Source organism: Enterococcus ureilyticus (assembly GCF_001730315.1).
Taxonomy (GTDB): Bacteria; Bacillota; Bacilli; order Lactobacillales; family Enterococcaceae; genus Enterococcus_L; species Enterococcus_L ureilyticus.
In genome coordinates, this window is record NZ_MIKC01000004.1 from 92916 (window position 1) to 109605 (window position 16690).

Annotated in this window: 17 protein-coding genes and 1 other annotated feature; of the genes, 15 read left to right on the forward strand and 2 right to left on the reverse strand. The window is 38.5% G+C overall.

The features are described 5' to 3' along the window. Positions 1-3: 3 nt before the first annotated feature. From pepT to BCR24_RS03580, 10 genes are all read left to right on the forward strand, one after another. The gene (gene pepT, locus BCR24_RS03535; RefSeq protein ID WP_069639186.1) at positions 4-1239 is read left to right on the forward strand and encodes a peptidase T; all 1236 of its coding nucleotides are present in this window, start codon (positions 4-6) and stop codon (positions 1237-1239) included. Between the two features lie 70 nt (positions 1240-1309). Next, positions 1310-1537 (forward strand) — a binding site (T-box leader). Positions 1538-2348: 811 nt separating this feature from the next. Then, positions 2349-3713 carry an anthranilate synthase component I gene (gene trpE, locus BCR24_RS03540; protein WP_069639187.1) on the forward strand — a complete coding sequence of 455 codons (1365 nt, stop codon included), beginning with the start codon at positions 2349-2351 and terminating at the stop codon, positions 3711-3713. Beyond that, positions 3710-4285 carry an anthranilate synthase component II gene (locus tag BCR24_RS03545; RefSeq protein ID WP_069639188.1) on the forward strand — a complete coding sequence of 192 codons (576 nt, stop codon included), beginning with the start codon at positions 3710-3712 and terminating at the stop codon, positions 4283-4285. Before trpE ends, BCR24_RS03545 begins: the two co-directional genes overlap by 4 nt. 1 nt (position 4286) lies before the next feature. Continuing rightward, complete coding sequence (gene trpD / locus BCR24_RS03550; RefSeq protein WP_069639189.1) at positions 4287-5300, forward strand: anthranilate phosphoribosyltransferase; 1014 nt, start codon at positions 4287-4289, stop codon at positions 5298-5300. 1 nt (position 5301) lies between these two features. After that, complete coding sequence (trpC, locus tag BCR24_RS03555; RefSeq protein ID WP_069639190.1) at positions 5302-6060, forward strand: indole-3-glycerol phosphate synthase TrpC; 759 nt, start codon at positions 5302-5304, stop codon at positions 6058-6060. Then, positions 6057-6647 carry a phosphoribosylanthranilate isomerase gene (locus tag BCR24_RS03560; RefSeq protein WP_069639191.1) on the forward strand — a complete coding sequence of 197 codons (591 nt, stop codon included), beginning with the start codon at positions 6057-6059 and terminating at the stop codon, positions 6645-6647. The genes trpC and BCR24_RS03560 overlap by 4 nt, the downstream gene beginning before the upstream one ends. Positions 6648-7014: 367 nt before the next feature. Beyond that, positions 7015-8208 (forward strand): tryptophan synthase subunit beta, encoded by a 1194-nt coding sequence (gene trpB / locus BCR24_RS03565; protein WP_069639192.1) that lies wholly within the window; start codon positions 7015-7017, stop codon positions 8206-8208. Further along, positions 8205-8978 carry a tryptophan synthase subunit alpha gene (gene trpA / locus BCR24_RS03570; protein ID WP_069639193.1) on the forward strand — a complete coding sequence of 258 codons (774 nt, stop codon included), beginning with the start codon at positions 8205-8207 and terminating at the stop codon, positions 8976-8978. The genes trpB and trpA overlap by 4 nt, the downstream gene beginning before the upstream one ends. A 69-nt stretch (positions 8979-9047) precedes the next feature. Beyond that, positions 9048-9617 (forward strand): GNAT family N-acetyltransferase, encoded by a 570-nt coding sequence (locus tag BCR24_RS03575; protein WP_069639194.1) that lies wholly within the window; start codon positions 9048-9050, stop codon positions 9615-9617. A 32-nt stretch (positions 9618-9649) separates the two neighbouring features. Further along, positions 9650-10273 (forward strand): DUF1054 domain-containing protein, encoded by a 624-nt coding sequence (locus BCR24_RS03580; protein WP_083244295.1) that lies wholly within the window; start codon positions 9650-9652, stop codon positions 10271-10273. Positions 10274-10447: 174 nt separating this feature from the next. Here BCR24_RS03580 and lepB read toward each other — a convergent pair whose 3' ends face one another. Next, on the reverse strand, positions 10448-10993 hold the full coding sequence (gene lepB, locus BCR24_RS03585) for a signal peptidase I (RefSeq protein ID WP_069639195.1): 546 nt from the start codon (positions 10991-10993) through the stop codon (positions 10448-10450). Positions 10994-11175: 182 nt separating this feature from the next. On the opposite strand from lepB, the gene BCR24_RS03590 reads away from it, so the two are divergent. Beyond that, entirely contained in the window at positions 11176-12261 is a 1086-nt protein-coding gene (locus BCR24_RS03590) for an ABC transporter permease (RefSeq protein WP_069639196.1), read from the forward strand. Between the two features lie 16 nt (positions 12262-12277). Further along, entirely contained in the window at positions 12278-12949 is a 672-nt protein-coding gene (locus tag BCR24_RS03595) for an ABC transporter ATP-binding protein (protein WP_069639197.1), read from the forward strand. Between the two features lie 112 nt (positions 12950-13061). Here BCR24_RS03595 and rpsD read toward each other — a convergent pair whose 3' ends face one another. Continuing rightward, positions 13062-13673: a 30S ribosomal protein S4 gene (gene rpsD, locus BCR24_RS03600; RefSeq protein WP_010761823.1), complete on the reverse strand. Its 612-nt coding sequence runs from the start codon at positions 13671-13673 to the stop codon at positions 13062-13064. A gap of 622 nt (positions 13674-14295) precedes the next feature. On the opposite strand from rpsD, the gene BCR24_RS03605 reads away from it, so the two are divergent. The 3 genes from BCR24_RS03605 (at position 14296) to BCR24_RS03615 (ending at position 16640) form a co-directional block, all read left to right on the forward strand. Beyond that, positions 14296-15093: a formate/nitrite transporter family protein gene (locus BCR24_RS03605; protein WP_069639198.1), complete on the forward strand. Its 798-nt coding sequence runs from the start codon at positions 14296-14298 to the stop codon at positions 15091-15093. Between the two features lie 100 nt (positions 15094-15193). After that, positions 15194-15841: a DNA alkylation repair protein gene (locus BCR24_RS03610; RefSeq protein ID WP_069639199.1), complete on the forward strand. Its 648-nt coding sequence runs from the start codon at positions 15194-15196 to the stop codon at positions 15839-15841. 22 nt (positions 15842-15863) lie between these two features. After that, positions 15864-16640, forward strand: coding sequence for a Cof-type HAD-IIB family hydrolase (locus tag BCR24_RS03615; protein WP_069639200.1), 777 nt, complete (start codon positions 15864-15866; stop codon positions 16638-16640). The last annotated feature ends 50 nt before the right edge of the window (positions 16641-16690 follow it).

Consider the following 16690-nt stretch of genomic DNA (forward strand, 5'->3'; position numbering starts at 1 on the left):
GAAATGAGTCAACTACTAGAACGGTTTGTTCGTTATGCGAAAGTAAATACACGGTCTGATGCAACAAGTCAGACCATTCCTACAACACAAGGACAAGTTGATTTTGCGCGAATCATTGAAAAAGATTTAACAGATATCGGACTTTCTGAAATCTCTTATAATGAAAAAAATGGCTTTCTGACGGCGGTTTTACCTGCGACGACAGATAAAGAAATTCCTACGATTGGTTTTATTGCTCATTTAGATACAGCGGACTATAATGCGGAGAACATTTGCCCCACTATTTTTTCTGATTATGATGGGCAAGATGTTGTGCTGAATGAAAAAGCTGGAATCATCATGAAGACAGAAGAGTTTCCTAATCTAAAGGATTATGTCGGTCAAACGTTGATTACAACAGATGGAACGACATTATTAGGAGCAGATGATAAAGCGGGAATCGTCGAAATTTTAGAGGCAGTTGAGTATCTACTGGCACATCCTGAAATACCACATGGGAAAGTGTTGCTTGCTTTTGGGCCTGATGAAGAAATTGGTCGTGGTGCAGATCGTTTTGATGCAGCGAATTTCCCTGCCCAATTTGCCTATACAGTAGATAGTGGCAGAGTAGGCTGCTTTGAATACGAAACGTTCAATGCAGCGCAAGCTGTAATCACGATCGAAGGGACCAGTGTTCACCCAGGAACAGCCTATGGAACAATGGTCAATGCCATCAAATTGGGTGAAAGCATCGATGCACAATTACCACAAGCGGAAGTTCCTGAGAGAACACGTGGTTACGAAGGTTTTTATTTACTAACAAAATTTATTGGAAGTTTAGATCAAGCTGAATTGACGTATATCATTCGCGATCATAACAAGGAACTTTTCCAAAAAAAAAAGCAACAACTTGCTAAGATCGTCCATGAATTAAATGATTCACTCGACAAAAAACGAATTACAATTGATTTTTTGGATCAATATTATAATATGGGAGAAATCATTGAAAAGGATATGACACCCGTAGAACTTGCTACTAAAGCGATGGCAAATCTTGGCATCAAGCCAGATATTCAACCTTTTCGAGGTGGAACAGATGGCTCAAAAATTTCATTTAAGGGCATCCCAACCCCTAATTTATTTACTGGTGGCGAAAATTTTCATGGACAATATGAGTTTATCACGCTAGAAGCAATGGAATTGGCTGCCAAAACAATTGTCGAAATTATTAAAGAAAACGCTAATAAACCAACTTTTTGAATAGATGGTTAAAATTCTATATAAAAAATAGTTGACAAAATTAGAGTTTTCTAATATGATTATCCTCAATAGCAAAGCTTTGAGAAAGAGGAGTAACAACACTGGAACTTTTCAGAGAGCTGATGGGACTGCGAATCAGTAAGGAATGGGTTGTGAATGGACTTTCGAGCGAAATGTTGAATTACAGTAGGCATTTTCGGGAACTCCCGTTATAGAGTAAGGTCGTTGATTGACGACTGACAAGAGGAAAGAATTTCTTTCAAACTTGAGGTGGCACCGTGAATGTTTCGCCCTCAAACCACAGCTATTTGTGTGGTTTGGGGGCTTTTGTTGTTCATCTACACTACGTTTTGATTGCATCAATTTCTAAGAGCTAAAGCTCTAAGAATTGAAGGACAGTGATTGGCCTTACCAGAACGGATGATGAACAATACAAGGTGTTGTACAAAGAGAGAGAAGTAACCTTACTAGGAATCACTAAACGCTTTGATCTCAAATGATCAATAGCGAAACATGATCCTAATGATGACAAGACATTCACGTTGAAACGTGTAACGTTAAGTTATTGAAGGTTATAAAAAGAAATAAACTTTTCAATGAGGTGGTACCGTGGATACTATTATTCGCCCTCACAAAAGCAGATTACTATCTGTTTTTGTGAGGGCTTTTTGCTGTGAATCACTACGACTGGCTTCGCCAGAGTAGATGATGAACAGTACTTGGCGAACGAAGTGAGCGAAGTCTCATTATGAAAGAATCACCCAAAGTGAAGTGATCTCAATAAGTTTAACAGCTAAAACACTAAAAATGGAAGGATTAAAAGTGGCTTTACCAGAGTAGATGATGAACAGTACTTGGCGAACGAAGTGAGCGAAGTCTCATTACGAGAGAATCACCCAAAGTGAAGTGATCTCAATAAGTTTAACAGCTAAAACACTAAAAATGGAAGGATTAAAAGTGGCTTCGCCAGAGTAGATGATGAACAGTACAAGGCGCGCAAAGTGAGCGAAGTCTCATTACGAGAGAATCATCAAATTAGTTAAACTATCCAAAATAGACTAAAAGACAAGCAACATTCCCAATTATCAAAAAAGAAAAGAGGAAATCATATGCAATTGATCAAAGAAATCCAAGCAGACTATCTAACCGCAATATCTGCATTTTTAAGAATCCAAGGAAGTAATAAATGCCTATTAGAAAGCATTCCCCGGGATAAAAGCAAAGGACGTTACTCGATCATTGCTTGGGATGCTGTTTCTACCATTACATGCTACGGCCATCAATTAACGATCGATGGGCAAACGAGGACCGTAGAAGATCCATTAAAAGAAATCGAAACACATATTTTGAAAAAAGAAACCTATCTAAATGAGCTTCCCTTTCAAGGTGGCGCGATCGGGTATGTTGGGTATGATGTGATCGCCTGTTATGAAGATTTAGGAAAAATGCCATTTGACGAGCTGAATGTACCAGATATTCATTTCTACTTATTTGACTCTTACTTAATTTTTGATCATGTTGGCGAAAAAATCATGTTAGTTGAGGCAGATACTTATTCAAATCGAAGCGCACGATCACTAGAAGAAGCACTCAACCAAAAAATAAAAGAACTCCAAACACCAAGTAAAGAAGAACAAAAAGAAATCCACTTAAAAAACATGGATTACCAAAGTAACTTTACTAAAGCGAGCTTTGAAGAAGTCGTTGTCAAAGTAAAAGAGTATATCAAGCAAGGCGATCTATTTCAAATGGTCCCCTCACAACGTTTAACAGCTGATTTTGAAGAAGAGCCATTTGATTATTATCGCCGGTTACGTGTCACTAATCCGTCAACCTATCTGTATTTTCTAGATTTTGGTGAAACCTATGTGATCGGTTCTTCGCCAGAAAGCTTAGTAAGTGTGAAAAATCAAATCGTCACAACAAATCCCATTGCAGGAACTCGTAAACGAGGACAAACAATGGAAGCAGATTTACTTTTAGAAAAAGAATTGCTCACAGATGAAAAGGAGCGTGCAGAGCATTTAATGTTGATCGATCTTGGCCGCAATGATGTGGGGAAAGTCAGCGAAATCGGCTCGATTGAAGTGCCGGTTTATATGATTGTTGAGAAGTATCGGTATGTCATGCATTTAGTTTCAGTCGTAACTGGAAAGCTAAAAACAGGATTGACAGCAATGGATGCGTTAAAAGCTACTCTGCCTGCTGGAACAGTGAGCGGCGCACCAAAAATCCAGGCAATGAAACGTATTTATGAAATCGAACCAGTCAAACGAACTATCTACGCGGGTGCGGTGGGGTATTTATCAAAAGATGATCAAGCAGACTTCGCTATTGCGATTCGAACAATGGTGATTCACAAAAATAAAGCGTATGTTCAAGCAGGTGCAGGCGTCGTTTATGATTCTGACCCTACGAAAGAATACGAAGAAACGTTACAAAAAGCAAAAGCACTTTTGGAGGTGGGACAATGATCTTATTGATCGATAATTATGATTCATTTACATATAATCTTGCTCAATTACTCGGCGTTGAACGTGAAATAAAAATTGTTCGAAATGATTCAGAGACTATTTTTTCTTTAGCTAACCAAGCATCAGCAATCGTTATATCACCCGGTCCTGGAACACCAAAAGAAACCGGTCAGGTAAAAGAAGTAATCAAACAATTTTATCAAAAGAAACCTATACTAGGCATTTGTTTAGGCCACCAAACGATTGGTGAAGTGTTCGGGGCAAAGGTCAGCAGGGCTAAAGAGATCCGGCATGGCAAGCAATCACTGATTAAGATTCATCAAAATAATCAGCTATTTAAAGAAGTTGACTCCGGAAATCTTGTTATGCGTTATCACTCGCTGATCATTGAGCAAGAAACATTACCAGAAGATTTCCTGATTACCGCAACTGCTGCTGATGATCAGGAAATCATGGCAATCGAGCATCGGGAATATCCAATTTTTGGCCTTCAGTTTCATCCAGAATCGATTGGAACGCCAAGTGGAGCCGTAATCATCAAAAATTTTATCCAACAAACGGAGGTAAAGTGATATGAATGAGTTATTTGAGAAAGTCTATAATAATCAACACTTGAATCGTATAGAAGCAGAGCGAATAGCTGAAAAAATGTTTGAAGGTCAATTAACGGATAGTCAACTTGCAGCTTTTTTAACCGCTCTAAAATGCAAAGGAGAAACGGCTGAAGAAATGGCAGGAATTGCTGATACGATTCGGCGAAAAGCCGTGCTGATCGATTGTCAAAAAGACAATGTAATGGATAACTGTGGGACTGGTGGCGACCGATCGGGTAGTTTCAATATTAGTACAACAGCGGCTTTTGTACTCGCTTCAGGTGGAGTAACAGTCGCTAAACACGGCAACCGAAGTATATCCAGTAAATCAGGCAGTGCGGATATTTTTGAATGCTTAGGTGTAAATATCAATCTTTCACCAGAGAGAACAAGTCTCCTATTGGAGGAAGTAGGATTGGCCTTTCTATTTGCTCCTCATCTGCATCCGAAAATGAAATATGTCATGAAAGTCCGTAAAGAATTAGGCACCCCAACCGTTTTAAATTTGATTGGGCCATTAACAAATCCTGTCTCACTAGACTCACAATTAATGGGGACATATCGCCGAGATTTATTAGCAGAAACGGCAAAAACGTTGAGTGAATTGGGGCGAAGCCGTGCAGTAGTCGTCAACGGAGCAGGTGGCTTAGACGAAGCATCCCTAGCTGGAACGACCCATTTTGCCTTATTACAAGATAAACAAATCACGATGCATACAATCGAACCAGAAGAATTTGGCTTCGCTCGACTTCCTCTAGAGTCGATTCGGGGTGGTAATGCCAAACAAAATACAGAAATATTATTATCTATTTTAAAGAATCAAGCCAGTCCTTATTTGGATACAGTGCTATTGAATGCAGGCTTAGGATTTTTCAGTAATGGCAAGGTGACAACGATTCAAGCTGGCATCAGCTTAGCGAAAGAATGTGTGGCAAGTGGCGCGGCTATGGCTAAATTAGAACAGTTGATCCAAGTACAAAAGGAGGTTGCGTAAAATGGCATTTCTAGAAAAAATTATCAAGGCAAAACGAGAAGAAGTAAAACAGATGCCTTTAGAAACAGTTAAACCACTGCGGAAAACAGATTCATTCTATCAACAAGTCAAAGCAAGACCAGAAAAAATGCATCTTATTGGGGAAGTCAAACGTGCGTCACCGTCTAAAGGCGCAATCAATTTATCAGTCGATGTAAGTGAACAGGCAAAAGCCTATGAACAAGCAGGAGTTACAGCCATTTCAGTATTGACTGATGAACAATTTTTCAAAGGATCGATTGAAGACTTGCGTCAAGTTGCTTCGCAAGTGAAGATTCCAATGCTATGTAAGGATTTCATCATTGATGAAAAACAACTCATTCGGGCAAGAAATGCTGGAGCGACGATCGTGTTACTGATTGTTGCGGCATTATCCAAACAAAAGCTAGAAGAACTATATACAAAAGCGACAGGGTTAGGTTTAGAAATTCTGGTAGAAGTTCATGATGAATCAGAATTGAAAATTGCTGAAAATTTGTCGGCACAATTGATTGGTGTAAATAATCGCAATTTGAAATCATTTGAGGTATCCATAGATGTTAGTCAACTATTAGGAGGAAAACAAGGAACAGATGCGATTTATATCAGTGAATCAGGCTTTTCAACTGGTGAACAAGTCGAACGTATAAAAGAAAATTATCAAGCAGTTCTAGTAGGTGAAGGCTTGATGAAAGAAGATGATCCAAAAGAAAAAGTCAAAGAATTGCAGGTCTTGCGATGAAAGCGAAAATTTGCGGATTAAAAACCAAAGAACACGTGGATCTAGCAGTCACTTCTGGTGCAGATTATCTAGGCTTTGTTTTTGCCGAAAGTAAGCGGCGAATCACTCCTGAAAAAGCAAAAGAAATCACGTTAAACGTACCAAGAAAAGTCAAAAAAATCGGTGTTTTTGTTTCACCTAGCTATGAAGAAGTGGAAACAATTATACAGCAGGCGAATTTAGACATGGTGCAGATTCATGGGGCATTAATGACAGAGAAAGTGTCAGTCCCAGTGATTCGGGCAATACCAGTTAATCATGCAATACAAGCAGCATTGAGTCAAGAACCAGAGACAGAGTTTCTGCTTTTTGATGCACCACCTCAGAAATTCGTCGGGGGAAACGGTGAAGTCTTCGATTGGCAACAATTAGATACAAGCATCATCAAAAATAAAAAAGTGTTTATCGCAGGAGGGCTAACTGCTGAAAATGTCCTACAAGCGAAAAAAAGATTTAATCCATATGCAGTGGACGTGTCTAGCGGAGTAGAAACAAATGGTGTAAAAGACCCCGCAAAAATTGTGGCTTTTTTAAAGAAAGTTATCTAGCTTCATGATCCAGTATCTCGGAAAAAAGATAAAACCTGAGTGTGGTAAAGAACACCACCTTCATGTTTTCCTATTTTTCGTCGATACTAAGCGGCTCATTCAGCTTTTAAAGTTATCTAGCTTCATGGGCTAGTCTCTCGAGAAAAAGATAAAAATGGAAAGTGACAAAAAGCGTCACAGTCAATTTTTCCTATTTTCTTATCGAGCCAGAACGAGCCCATTCAGCTTTTATATTATCTAGCTTCATGATCCAGTATCTCGGAAAAAAGATAAAATCTGAATGTGGTAAAGAACACCACCTTCATGTTTTCCTATTTTTCGTCGATACTAAGCGGCTCATTCAGCTTTTATTACAAGGAGGAAAATTATGTATAATCAACCAAACCAAGGATTTTATGGAGATTTCGGTGGGCAATTTGTCCCGGAAACTTTGATGTATGCTGTGAAAGAATTAGAAGAAGTTTATGAGGCTTCCAAAATAGATGAGGAATTTCAAACAGAACTAAATTACTATTTAAAACAATATGTAGGACGAGAAAATCCGTTATATTTTGCTGAACGTTTAACAGATTATGCGGGTGGTGCAAAGATTTATCTCAAAAGAGAAGATTTGAATCATACTGGTGCACACAAAATCAATAACACGATCGGACAAATTTTATTAGCCAAAAAAATGGGCAAGAAAAAAATCGTCGCCGAAACTGGAGCAGGGCAACATGGTGTAGCAACGGCTACAGTCGCAGCGTTATTTGGAATGGAATGTACGATTTTCATGGGAGCTGTGGATGTCGCTCGTCAGTCATTAAACGTATTTCGGATGGAATTGTTAGGGGCAAAAGTTGAAAGCGTGACTTCTGGAAGCAAAACATTGAAAGATGCCGTCAACGAAGCACTGCGTTTTTGGGTTGCGAATGTTGAAGATACGCATTATGTAATGGGGTCTGTTTTAGGTCCGCATCCATTTCCTGAAATCGTCCGCGATTATCAGAGCATTATTGGAATCGAGGCCAGACGTCAATTTTTAGAAGTGGAAAATAAATTACCGGATGCAGTTATCGCTTGTGTTGGTGGGGGGAGTAATGCGATGGGCATTTTTTATCCATTTATCGATGATGAGGTCGCGTTGATCGGTGTTGAGGCAGCAGGCTTAGGATTGGATACAGAAGCTCATGCCGCTTCAATTAATAAAGGGAAAACAGGTGTGCTTCATGGAGCAATGATGAAGCTGCTTCAGGATGAGGATGGCCAAATTTTAGAAGCCTTTTCGATTTCAGCAGGTTTAGATTACCCTGGGCTTGGACCAGAGCATTGCCATCTAAACGAAACACAAAGAGCAAGCTACGAATCAGTGACGGATCAAGAAGCATTATCCGCTTTTAAGATTTTATGCCAAACAGAAGGCATTATCCCAGCGTTAGAAAGTGCTCATGCTATTAGTCATGCTATCAAGGTTGCACAAGAGTTGGGACCAGATAAGCAAGTCATCGTCTGTCTTTCAGGTCGTGGGGATAAAGATGTGCAACAAATCAAAGCGTTATTTGAACAGGAGGACTCGCAATGAAATCACTAACGAAACAATTGAAAGCAAGACAGGAAGCGGATGAGACCATTTTCGTTCCTTATATTATGGCAGGTGCGCAAGGACTAGATCGATTAGCAGATGAAATCCAGTTGCTCACAGATGCTGGAGCCAGTGCGATTGAGCTAGGTATTCCTTTTTCGGACCCTGTTGCAGACGGTCCGATCATCCAGGAAGCTGGTCTCAGAGCATTGAAAAACAATGTCACGTTAAGCAAGATCATTCATCAGCTAAAACAAATCAAAACCCCAACGCCTTTAGTAATCATGACGTATTTCAATCCGATCTTTAGCTATGGCTTAGAAAGGTTTATTCAAGATTTGGCGGAAACCAATGTTTTAGGATTGATTATTCCAGATTTACCTTATGAACATCGAGAATTAGTCGAACCATTATTAAAAGAGAGTGATGTTGCTTTGATTCCGCTGATTGCTTTGACCACTCCTAAAGAACGAATTCCAGAATTAGTGGTAGCTGGGGAAGGATTTATTTATGCAGTAGCTGTTAACGGCGTAACAGGCATTGATCGAAACTATCAAGAAACGCTAGATGAACATTTAACTTATATCCAAAATAGTAGCGATAAACCTGTTTTAGCTGGATTTGGAGTGTCTTCTAAGGAACATGTTGACCGTTTTAGAAAAAGCTGTGCCGGTGTGATTGTCGGGAGTAAAATCGTCCAGTTGCTTAGTGAAGGGAAGCGGACCGAAGTTAAAGCCTTTATCCAAGCAGCTGTAAGAAAAGAAGTGTAACGTTTTTCATTTTTCCTCTTGCCTCTGAGTGGTTATTTCTGTAAAGTAGTATGAAAAGCAGGTGTAATTATGGAAATCCTCATCAATCGAAATTTAATTTTTGCACAAAATCAATATTTAGAAACAGAGCGCTTAAAGCTGCGCCCTGTCACACTAAATGATGCTGCTGATATGTACGAATATGCATCAGATGAAGCAACTGTTACTTATGTTTTTCCGATCCATCAGTCATTGAAGGATACGCAAGAAAGTATTTCTAATTATTTTATGTCAGCGCCTCTAGGAAAATATGGTGTCGAATTAAAGGAAACGGGTCAATTGATCGGAACGATCGATTTGCGTGTGGAAGAGCAGCACAATATTGCAGAACTTGGCTATGCATTAAATCGAGACTATTGGGGCAAAGGCTATATGCCAGAAGCCGCGAACGAAATCTTGCGTTTAGGTTTTGAAGAGTTACGATTGATGCGGATTTTTGCTGTCCATGATATCGATAATGCTAAATCAGGTCGTGTGATGGAAAAAATTGGCATGAAAGTAGAAGGTAGGATTCCGAATGCTCGTATCTGGAAAGGGAAAGTTGTGACAGATGCCATGCTTGGAATTACTTTGGCAGACTGGCAGAACTTACAGCGCTAAACTATAGAACAACTCAGAGGAGAAATGAATACATGTTAATGTTTACTGAAAAAGATTTTGATGTTTTTACAATAGAAGGATTAGATCCACGAATGGCGGGTATTCGTTCAACGATCCAACCAAAATTTCAAGAATTAGATGATTATTTTGCGGAAGAATTAGGAGAGAAATTAGAAACAGAATTTTTCGTTCATATCGCGCAACATCGCCGTAGAACTGTCTACCCACCAGAAAATACCTGGTCGGCTTTAAGCCAGAAAAAACGCGGCTACAAAATGGAGGCTCATTTTCAATTAGGCATCTGGCCAGAGTATCTGTTTATGTGGCTATCACTGATCGATAATCCTAAAAATGAAAAAGAAATTGCACAAGCTTTTTTAGAGAATCCAGCATTATTTGAACAATTAAATGATGATTTCTATCTGTCGATCGATCATACTCAACCTGAGATTGAGCGCTTGAAGGAAGCGAATTTAGAGAAACAGTTGACTCGTTTTCGCGATGTCAAAAAAGGCGAGTTTCAGATTGGTCGGATCATTAGAAAAACAGATGATCTGCTGAATGATCCAGAAAAAGCACGTGAGTATATGTTGAAGACATATGAAGAATTATTACCGTTATATCAATTGGCGATCAACTTACAGCAAGCTGAATAAAGAAAGCCTTATTACAAAAGACAAGAGAAAAAGTGGAACAGTAATCAGGAAGGTACCTGCTTATTGTTCCATTTTGGTTCACTCAAAAAAGTAAAGCATGACAAAAAGCTGTACAATGTTTTATTTCATTATACAGGCTCTATAAAATGTCACTATGATAGGCCGAGGTGAAGTTTATTGTATACCAAGCTGATTCAACGGATAATACCGAAAATAAACAACTCCGACAATATCTTCTTCATCTACAAAACCAAAATAACGACTATCATCCGCCACTCTTCGATTATCCCCTAACACAAAATACTTTCCTTCAGGAACAACAGTTTCTGGACCGGCTGCACTAGTTGCTAAAGTAAAATCAGCTGTCAAAGGCATTCCATCTGTCAAAGCTTCTTTAAATTCATCTAAATAAGGTTCAGTAAACTTTTGATCATTGATATACAACTGATCATTCTCCATTCGAAGCGTATCCCCTGGTAAGCCCACGACACGCTTAACGATCCGTTTCCCGTTTCGTGGACTAGGGAAAGTTGCTATGTCAAATCGTTTTGGTTGGATTAACGAGGTTTGCCACAAGCGATCTGATTCATGATAGGTCGGTTCCATGGATGTACCAAGGACTTCTACAGGAGTTAGCACAAATTTTCTCAAAAAAAGGCCAAATAAAAAAATTAGTGCAAACTGCAATAGTGTATAAAGTGTAGGATACTTTTTTTTCATAATAAACTCCTTTTTATGTATTGTTTCTCTTAGTATATCAGAACAATTTCGATAAATAAGAAGAAAACAAGACAAAATCATGGCTTTTTTGAGAAATACTTCAAGCAGATATTTTGTTGTCGTTGTAAAAGTTTGCTATAATTTCATTAGAACTTATCGATTGATAAGGTGGAGGTGGAAGTATGTTTTTAGCATGGAATGAAATTGTACGTTCAAAATTACGATATGGTCTGATCATCAGTGTGATGTTTTTGATTGCCTATTTAGTCTTCTTTTTAACAGGATTAGCCTATGGGTTAGCATCAGATAATCGTACTGCTGTGGATAAATGGCAGGCAGATGGCATTGTGTTGTCGGATGAATCAAATACCAATATCAACATGTCAATGATTCCAATCAAATCATTGAAAGATGTCGATGCCAAAGAAAAAGCGACACTCGGACAAACCGCTGCAGTAATTCAATTAGACAAAAAAGGTGCTGAAAAAATCAACGCCAGCTTTTTTGGGATCAATAAAGATGAATTCTTGATGCCGAATATCATTGAAGGAAAAGCCTTTGCCAATGAGAATGAAACAGTTGTGGATAACAGTTTGAAAGAAGAAGAGGGCGTCAAGCTTGGGGATACATTAAAATTAGCAGGGAATGACAAACAGCTCAAAGTAGTTGGGTTTACAGATAATGCTAAATTTAATGTAGCACCAGTATTATATGTTTCTACAGCCGCATTTCAACAAATTCGGTTTGAAAAAACGGATACATCGGAGAACGCTCGAGTAAATGCAATCGTTTTTCGAGCAAAGGATGGCGCCGTAAAAAATGTTCAGCTAAATGAGGATGGTTTGACTCGTTACAGCATCAAAGAGTTCATTAATAAATTACCGGGATATAATGCTCAAGTGCTGACTTTCGGGTTTATGATCGGCTTTTTGATCGTAATCGCAGCAATTGTTATAGGAATTTTTATCTATGTTTTGACTATGCAAAAAGCAAATATATTTGGAATCATGAAAGCGCAAGGAATTTCTGGTTTTTATATTGCCGTATCGGTAATCGTTCAGACCTTTATATTGGCTGTTTTGGGAATAGCATTAGGATTACTGGGCACTGTAGGAACAGCACTAGTCTTACCAACGGCAGTTCCATTTCAGACAAACTGGTCATTCTTCTTGGCAATCGGTGGAATAATGTTGGTCATTGCCGTTTTAGGTGCGCTATTTTCAGTTCGAACGATTGTTAAAATCGATCCATTAAAGGCAATTGGCTAGAAAGGAGCAAATTGAAATGAAAGCAATCGAATTTTTATCTGTGGATAAACAGTTTTTAGATGGAGATACTACAATTGAAGCATTGAAATCCACAGATTTTTCTGTGGAAAAAGGTCAATTTGTTGCAGTGATCGGACCAAGTGGTTCGGGAAAAAGTACCTTTTTAACGCTGGCGGGTGGGTTGCAAACACCGACGAATGGCGAAGTTAAGATAAACAATGAAGCGTTCAGTGAGGAAAATGAAAAAACACGTTCTAAGATTCGTTTTTCAGAGATTGGTTTTATTTTACAGGCATCAAATTTAGTCCCATTTTTAACTGTGGAAAAGCAATTACGTTTGGTGGATAAGGTAAAAAAAGAAAAAACCGATGTGGATAAAGTCAACAAGTTATTAACAGAGCTTGGTATTGAGAAGTTGAAGAAAAAATACCCAGACGAAATTTCTGGTGGTGAACGTCAACGAGTGGCAATTGCCCGGGCGTTGTATAATGATCCATCGATTATCTTAGCAGACGAGCCCACAGCAAGTTTAGATTCTGACCGAGCATTTGAGGTTGTAAAAATCTTAGCAAGAGAAACGAAAGAAAAAAATAAAGCGACGATCATGGTGACCCACGATCAACGCTTAATCGATTTTTGTGATGAAGTATTTGTGATGAAAGATGGCGTATTAGAGAAACAAACATAATAAAACGATAGAACAAAGCTGAAAGTTGGGCTTTGTTCTATTTTTTATGCAAAAAACCTTGTACAGCTTTTGCTGTACAAGGTTTTTCCAAAAGATCGACGATAATCGAATCTTAAAGTTTTTGGTTGTAGTATTCAACGACAAGAGCTTCGTCGATATCAGGATATAATTCATCACGCTCTGGTAAACGAGTGAAGCTACCTTCTAATTTTTCAGCGTCAAAGCTTACGAATGCTGGACGTCCAACAGTTGCTTCAACCGCTTCTTTGATTGTTACGACGTTTTGAGATTTTTCACGAACAGAAATCACTTGACCCACTTCAACGTGGTAAGAAGGGATATCTACGCGTTTGCCATCTACAGTAACGTGACCGTGGTTTACTAATTGACGTGCTTGACGACGAGTAGTTGCAAGGCCTAAACGGTAAACGACGTTATCTAAACGTTGTTCTAGTAAGATCATGAAGTTAACACCGTGTTTACCTTCTTTGATCTTGCTTGCTTTAATAAACAAGTTAACGAATTGACGTTCGTTCATACCGTACATATGACGTAATTTTTGTTTTTCAGTTAATTGCATACCGTATTCAGAAACTTTACCACGGCTGTTTGGTCCGTGTTGTCCTGGTTTGTATGGGCGACGTGCTAGTTCTTTACCAGTACCTGATAGAGAGATACCTAGACGACGAGAGATTTTCCATGATGGTCCTGTATAACGTGACATTAAAAATTCCTCCAATAAAATAAGTTTTTTGGAGTAAAATAATCTTCTGAAAAATTCATATTCGTTCAGTTCATTCTTCAACCTTCGCCCTTTGCAGCCGTGGGTTACGCAGTTGAACCTGAAAGCCTAAGCAATCAAGGCAATGGACTGTTGACGAGCCTATTATTTTTCTGCTGCATTATTTTACACAAAAATTAGTATAACGCAAAAAAAGGGATAACTCAAGCTTTTTATTGCGTTATCCCAATAAACTACCAGCCGCCAGAAAAGCCGCCACCACCGGAAGAACCGCCGCCAAAAATTCCCCAGAAAAATCTAGATAAAGTTGCCATATCACATGTACCTCCTTTTATAAAGTTGTTATCATTTTATTATATCATAATGCTAATTAAAATATGCTTTTCATTCTGTATAATCTTTAGATAGAGATTGTTGATGGTGAACTAAAATAGTAGAGTTTTAAAAAGATAGGCCAAAAAATTATTGAGAACAAGTTAAAAGTCCTGTTATTTTTAGAAAGGATTGTTGAAAAGTACTAGACAAAGCACGTAAATGTCTTTAAAATGATAAAGAATGTTTTTGAAAATATAAATATGAAAACAAATTGAAAAGGAGAAACAAAATGAAACCTGTATCGCCATTATTTGAGCAGATCGACAAATCAATCAATAAAAAGATGAACTTATTCCAAAGTAGTTTTATGCGTTACGCTTTTCGTGCTATATTAGCTTGTATGTTTTTAACCTTAGGGACAGCAGTTGCGTTCGGGATTGCCATCAAAGGGGAAGGAATGGTACACGGCTTAGGTAAGATCCTTTATGCTTTTATGTTCAGTTGGTCACTTGTGATGATTCTTTATATGAATGCGGAACTTGGCACATCGAATATGCTGTATATGACCGTTGGGGTTTATCGTAAAAAAATCAACTTCTCTTTTGCAACAAAGATTTTATTTACCTGTATTTTCTTTAATTTAGTCGGTGGCATTCTGTTTGGCTACTTGATTTCGTTGACGGTTCCCTTCCAAGATTTACCAGCGGATAGCTTTTTCTTCACATCGATTGCTGGTAAATTAGATAAAACAACAGTACAGATTTTAGTTGAAGCTATTTTTGCTAATATTGTGGTAAATACAGCAGTGTTAGTAAGTATGCGTATGAAAGATGATGCTGGTAAAGTTGCTGCAATTATTTTTATCATCTTTATCTTTGCATTTTTAGGCTACGAGCACGTTATCGCTAATTTCCCTGCGTTTAGTTTAGCTTACTTTGCGTCTCACGGGACATTGGCAGCAATGACAGTCGGCAGTGTAGCACACAACCTATTCTTTGCATTGATCGGTAACTTTATCGGTGGCGGCTTAGTGATGGGCTTAGGCTATGCCTGGTTGAATAATGCAGATACGAATTATTTAGATTAATGAAATCAGAAGTTGAAGCGGAGTTATTCTTGCTTCAGCTTTTTTGCTGTCTAAAGTGATTTGAAGTAAGATAGGAGAAAGAAGAAAAAAGGAGTAGCGTATGAATGAAGTAGTTTTTCCAAAAAAAGCGGACAAAGCGGTGCAAATGGCAGCGTACATGAAAAATTTATTTCCATTTGCAGGTATTGCTGCGCCTGAGCGAGCGTTGTTAGAAAAAGAGCTTTTAAAAGCGAGTAAAAAAATGACATACACGGAGTTAGTTGATCTAGTTCGATTTTATTATGATAAACCTGAACGGGAATACCAATATGTTGCAATCGATTTAGCAATCGCCAATGTTAAACGTTTTTCTTTTGAAGAAGTTTTAGGGTTCAAACCTTTCGTGATCGAAAAAGCCTGGTGGGATAGTGTGGATGCGTGGCGTAAGTTTTTCGGTCTTTGGGGGTTCCAGCATCTAGAAGAAATGCCGCAGTTATTTGAAGCCTTTTTTTGTGAAGAAGATTTTTGGCACAGACGAATTGCCATTAATCTGCAACTGTTATATAAAGAAAAAACAAACATTGTGTTATTGAAAAAAGCCATTATTTATGATAAAACTACAGATGAGTTCTTTGTTCAAAAAGCAATCGGCTGGTCTTTGCGTCAATATAGTAAAACTGATCCTGAGTGGGTCAAGACATTGATCGAGACGATCGAATTAAGCCCATTAGCTGTCAGAGAAGGCAGTAAATATTTGCCAAAACCATAGAAAGTGAGCGAGTTATTACGCCATGAGAAGAAAACTTTTTGCATTTGATATTGATGGAACATTATTGGGAACAGATAGGCAACCGCTAGAAAGTACCAGAGAAGCATTGAAGATGTTACGACAACAAGGACATCTCGTAACGATTGCTACAGGACGCAGTCGATTTATGGCACAAGATATTATTTTAGACTTAGATTTCTCCAATTATGTTCTTTGTAATGGAGCGGCCGCATTTTTAGATCATGAACAATACTACCAAAATTTATTGGATGAAAAAGAATTGCACCGTTTTGCCTCAGAAGTAGAAAAAAGAGAAATCGGTTTGGCATATGTTGGCTTGGATGATGTGAAAAAAAATAACCATCATCGCCGGAAACAAATGGCTGAAGCGATGGGGTCAATCGATTTTGAAGCACCAGAATATGATTTGAATTTCTATAAAGAAAATGATGTGTATCAAGCATTAGCTTTTTATGATGAGTCATCAGATGGGCTGTTTGACCATGAATTTTCTAAATTCCGTTTTATTCGTTGGCATTCTGAAAGTGTGGATATCGTCCCTAATAATGGATCTAAAGCAGCGACCCTGCTGAATTTGGCAGATCGTGTGGGCATCGCTCGTGAAGATATCGTCACATTTGGAGATGGTGAAAACGATCGTGAAATGCTGCGGGAAGCGGGGATCGGCGTTGCAATGGGCAATGCCTTGCCCCATATCCAAAAAGAAGCCAAAATCGTGACAGATACCAATGACAATGACGGTATTTGGAAAGCGTTGAAAGAATTAAAGGCAATTTAAGTTAGCAAAAACAGCTCAAGACAAACTAGTACAGTTTGTCTTGAGCTGTT

Bases quoted from the DNA above. Each gene is read 5' to 3' on its own strand.
- BCR24_RS03595 (WP_069639197.1), top strand. From the start codon at position 12,278: ATGAAAGCAATCGAATTTTTATCTGTGGATAAACAGTTTTTAGATGGA.
- trpC (WP_069639190.1), top strand. From the start codon at position 5,302: ATGGCATTTCTAGAAAAAATTATCAAGGCAAAACGAGAAGAAGTAAAA.
- BCR24_RS03560 (WP_069639191.1), top strand. From the start codon at position 6,057: ATGAAAGCGAAAATTTGCGGATTAAAAACCAAAGAACACGTGGATCTA.
- BCR24_RS03615 (WP_069639200.1), top strand. From the start codon at position 15,864: ATGAGAAGAAAACTTTTTGCATTTGATATTGATGGAACATTATTGGGA.
- BCR24_RS03575 (WP_069639194.1), top strand. From the start codon at position 9,048: ATGGAAATCCTCATCAATCGAAATTTAATTTTTGCACAAAATCAATAT.
- BCR24_RS03590 (WP_069639196.1), top strand. From the start codon at position 11,176: ATGTTTTTAGCATGGAATGAAATTGTACGTTCAAAATTACGATATGGT.
- trpA (WP_069639193.1), top strand. From the start codon at position 8,205: ATGAAATCACTAACGAAACAATTGAAAGCAAGACAGGAAGCGGATGAG.
- rpsD (WP_010761823.1), bottom strand. From the start codon at position 13,673: ATGTCACGTTATACAGGACCATCATGGAAAATCTCTCGTCGTCTAGGT.
- BCR24_RS03580 (WP_083244295.1), top strand. From the start codon at position 9,650: ATGTTAATGTTTACTGAAAAAGATTTTGATGTTTTTACAATAGAAGGA.
- BCR24_RS03610 (WP_069639199.1), top strand. From the start codon at position 15,194: ATGAATGAAGTAGTTTTTCCAAAAAAAGCGGACAAAGCGGTGCAAATG.
- BCR24_RS03605 (WP_069639198.1), top strand. From the start codon at position 14,296: ATGAAACCTGTATCGCCATTATTTGAGCAGATCGACAAATCAATCAAT.
- trpD (WP_069639189.1), top strand. From the start codon at position 4,287: ATGAATGAGTTATTTGAGAAAGTCTATAATAATCAACACTTGAATCGT.
- pepT (WP_069639186.1), top strand. From the start codon at position 4: ATGAGTCAACTACTAGAACGGTTTGTTCGTTATGCGAAAGTAAATACA.
- lepB (WP_069639195.1), bottom strand. From the start codon at position 10,993: ATGAAAAAAAAGTATCCTACACTTTATACACTATTGCAGTTTGCACTA.
- trpE (WP_069639187.1), top strand. From the start codon at position 2,349: ATGCAATTGATCAAAGAAATCCAAGCAGACTATCTAACCGCAATATCT.
- BCR24_RS03545 (WP_069639188.1), top strand. From the start codon at position 3,710: ATGATCTTATTGATCGATAATTATGATTCATTTACATATAATCTTGCT.
- trpB (WP_069639192.1), top strand. From the start codon at position 7,015: ATGTATAATCAACCAAACCAAGGATTTTATGGAGATTTCGGTGGGCAA.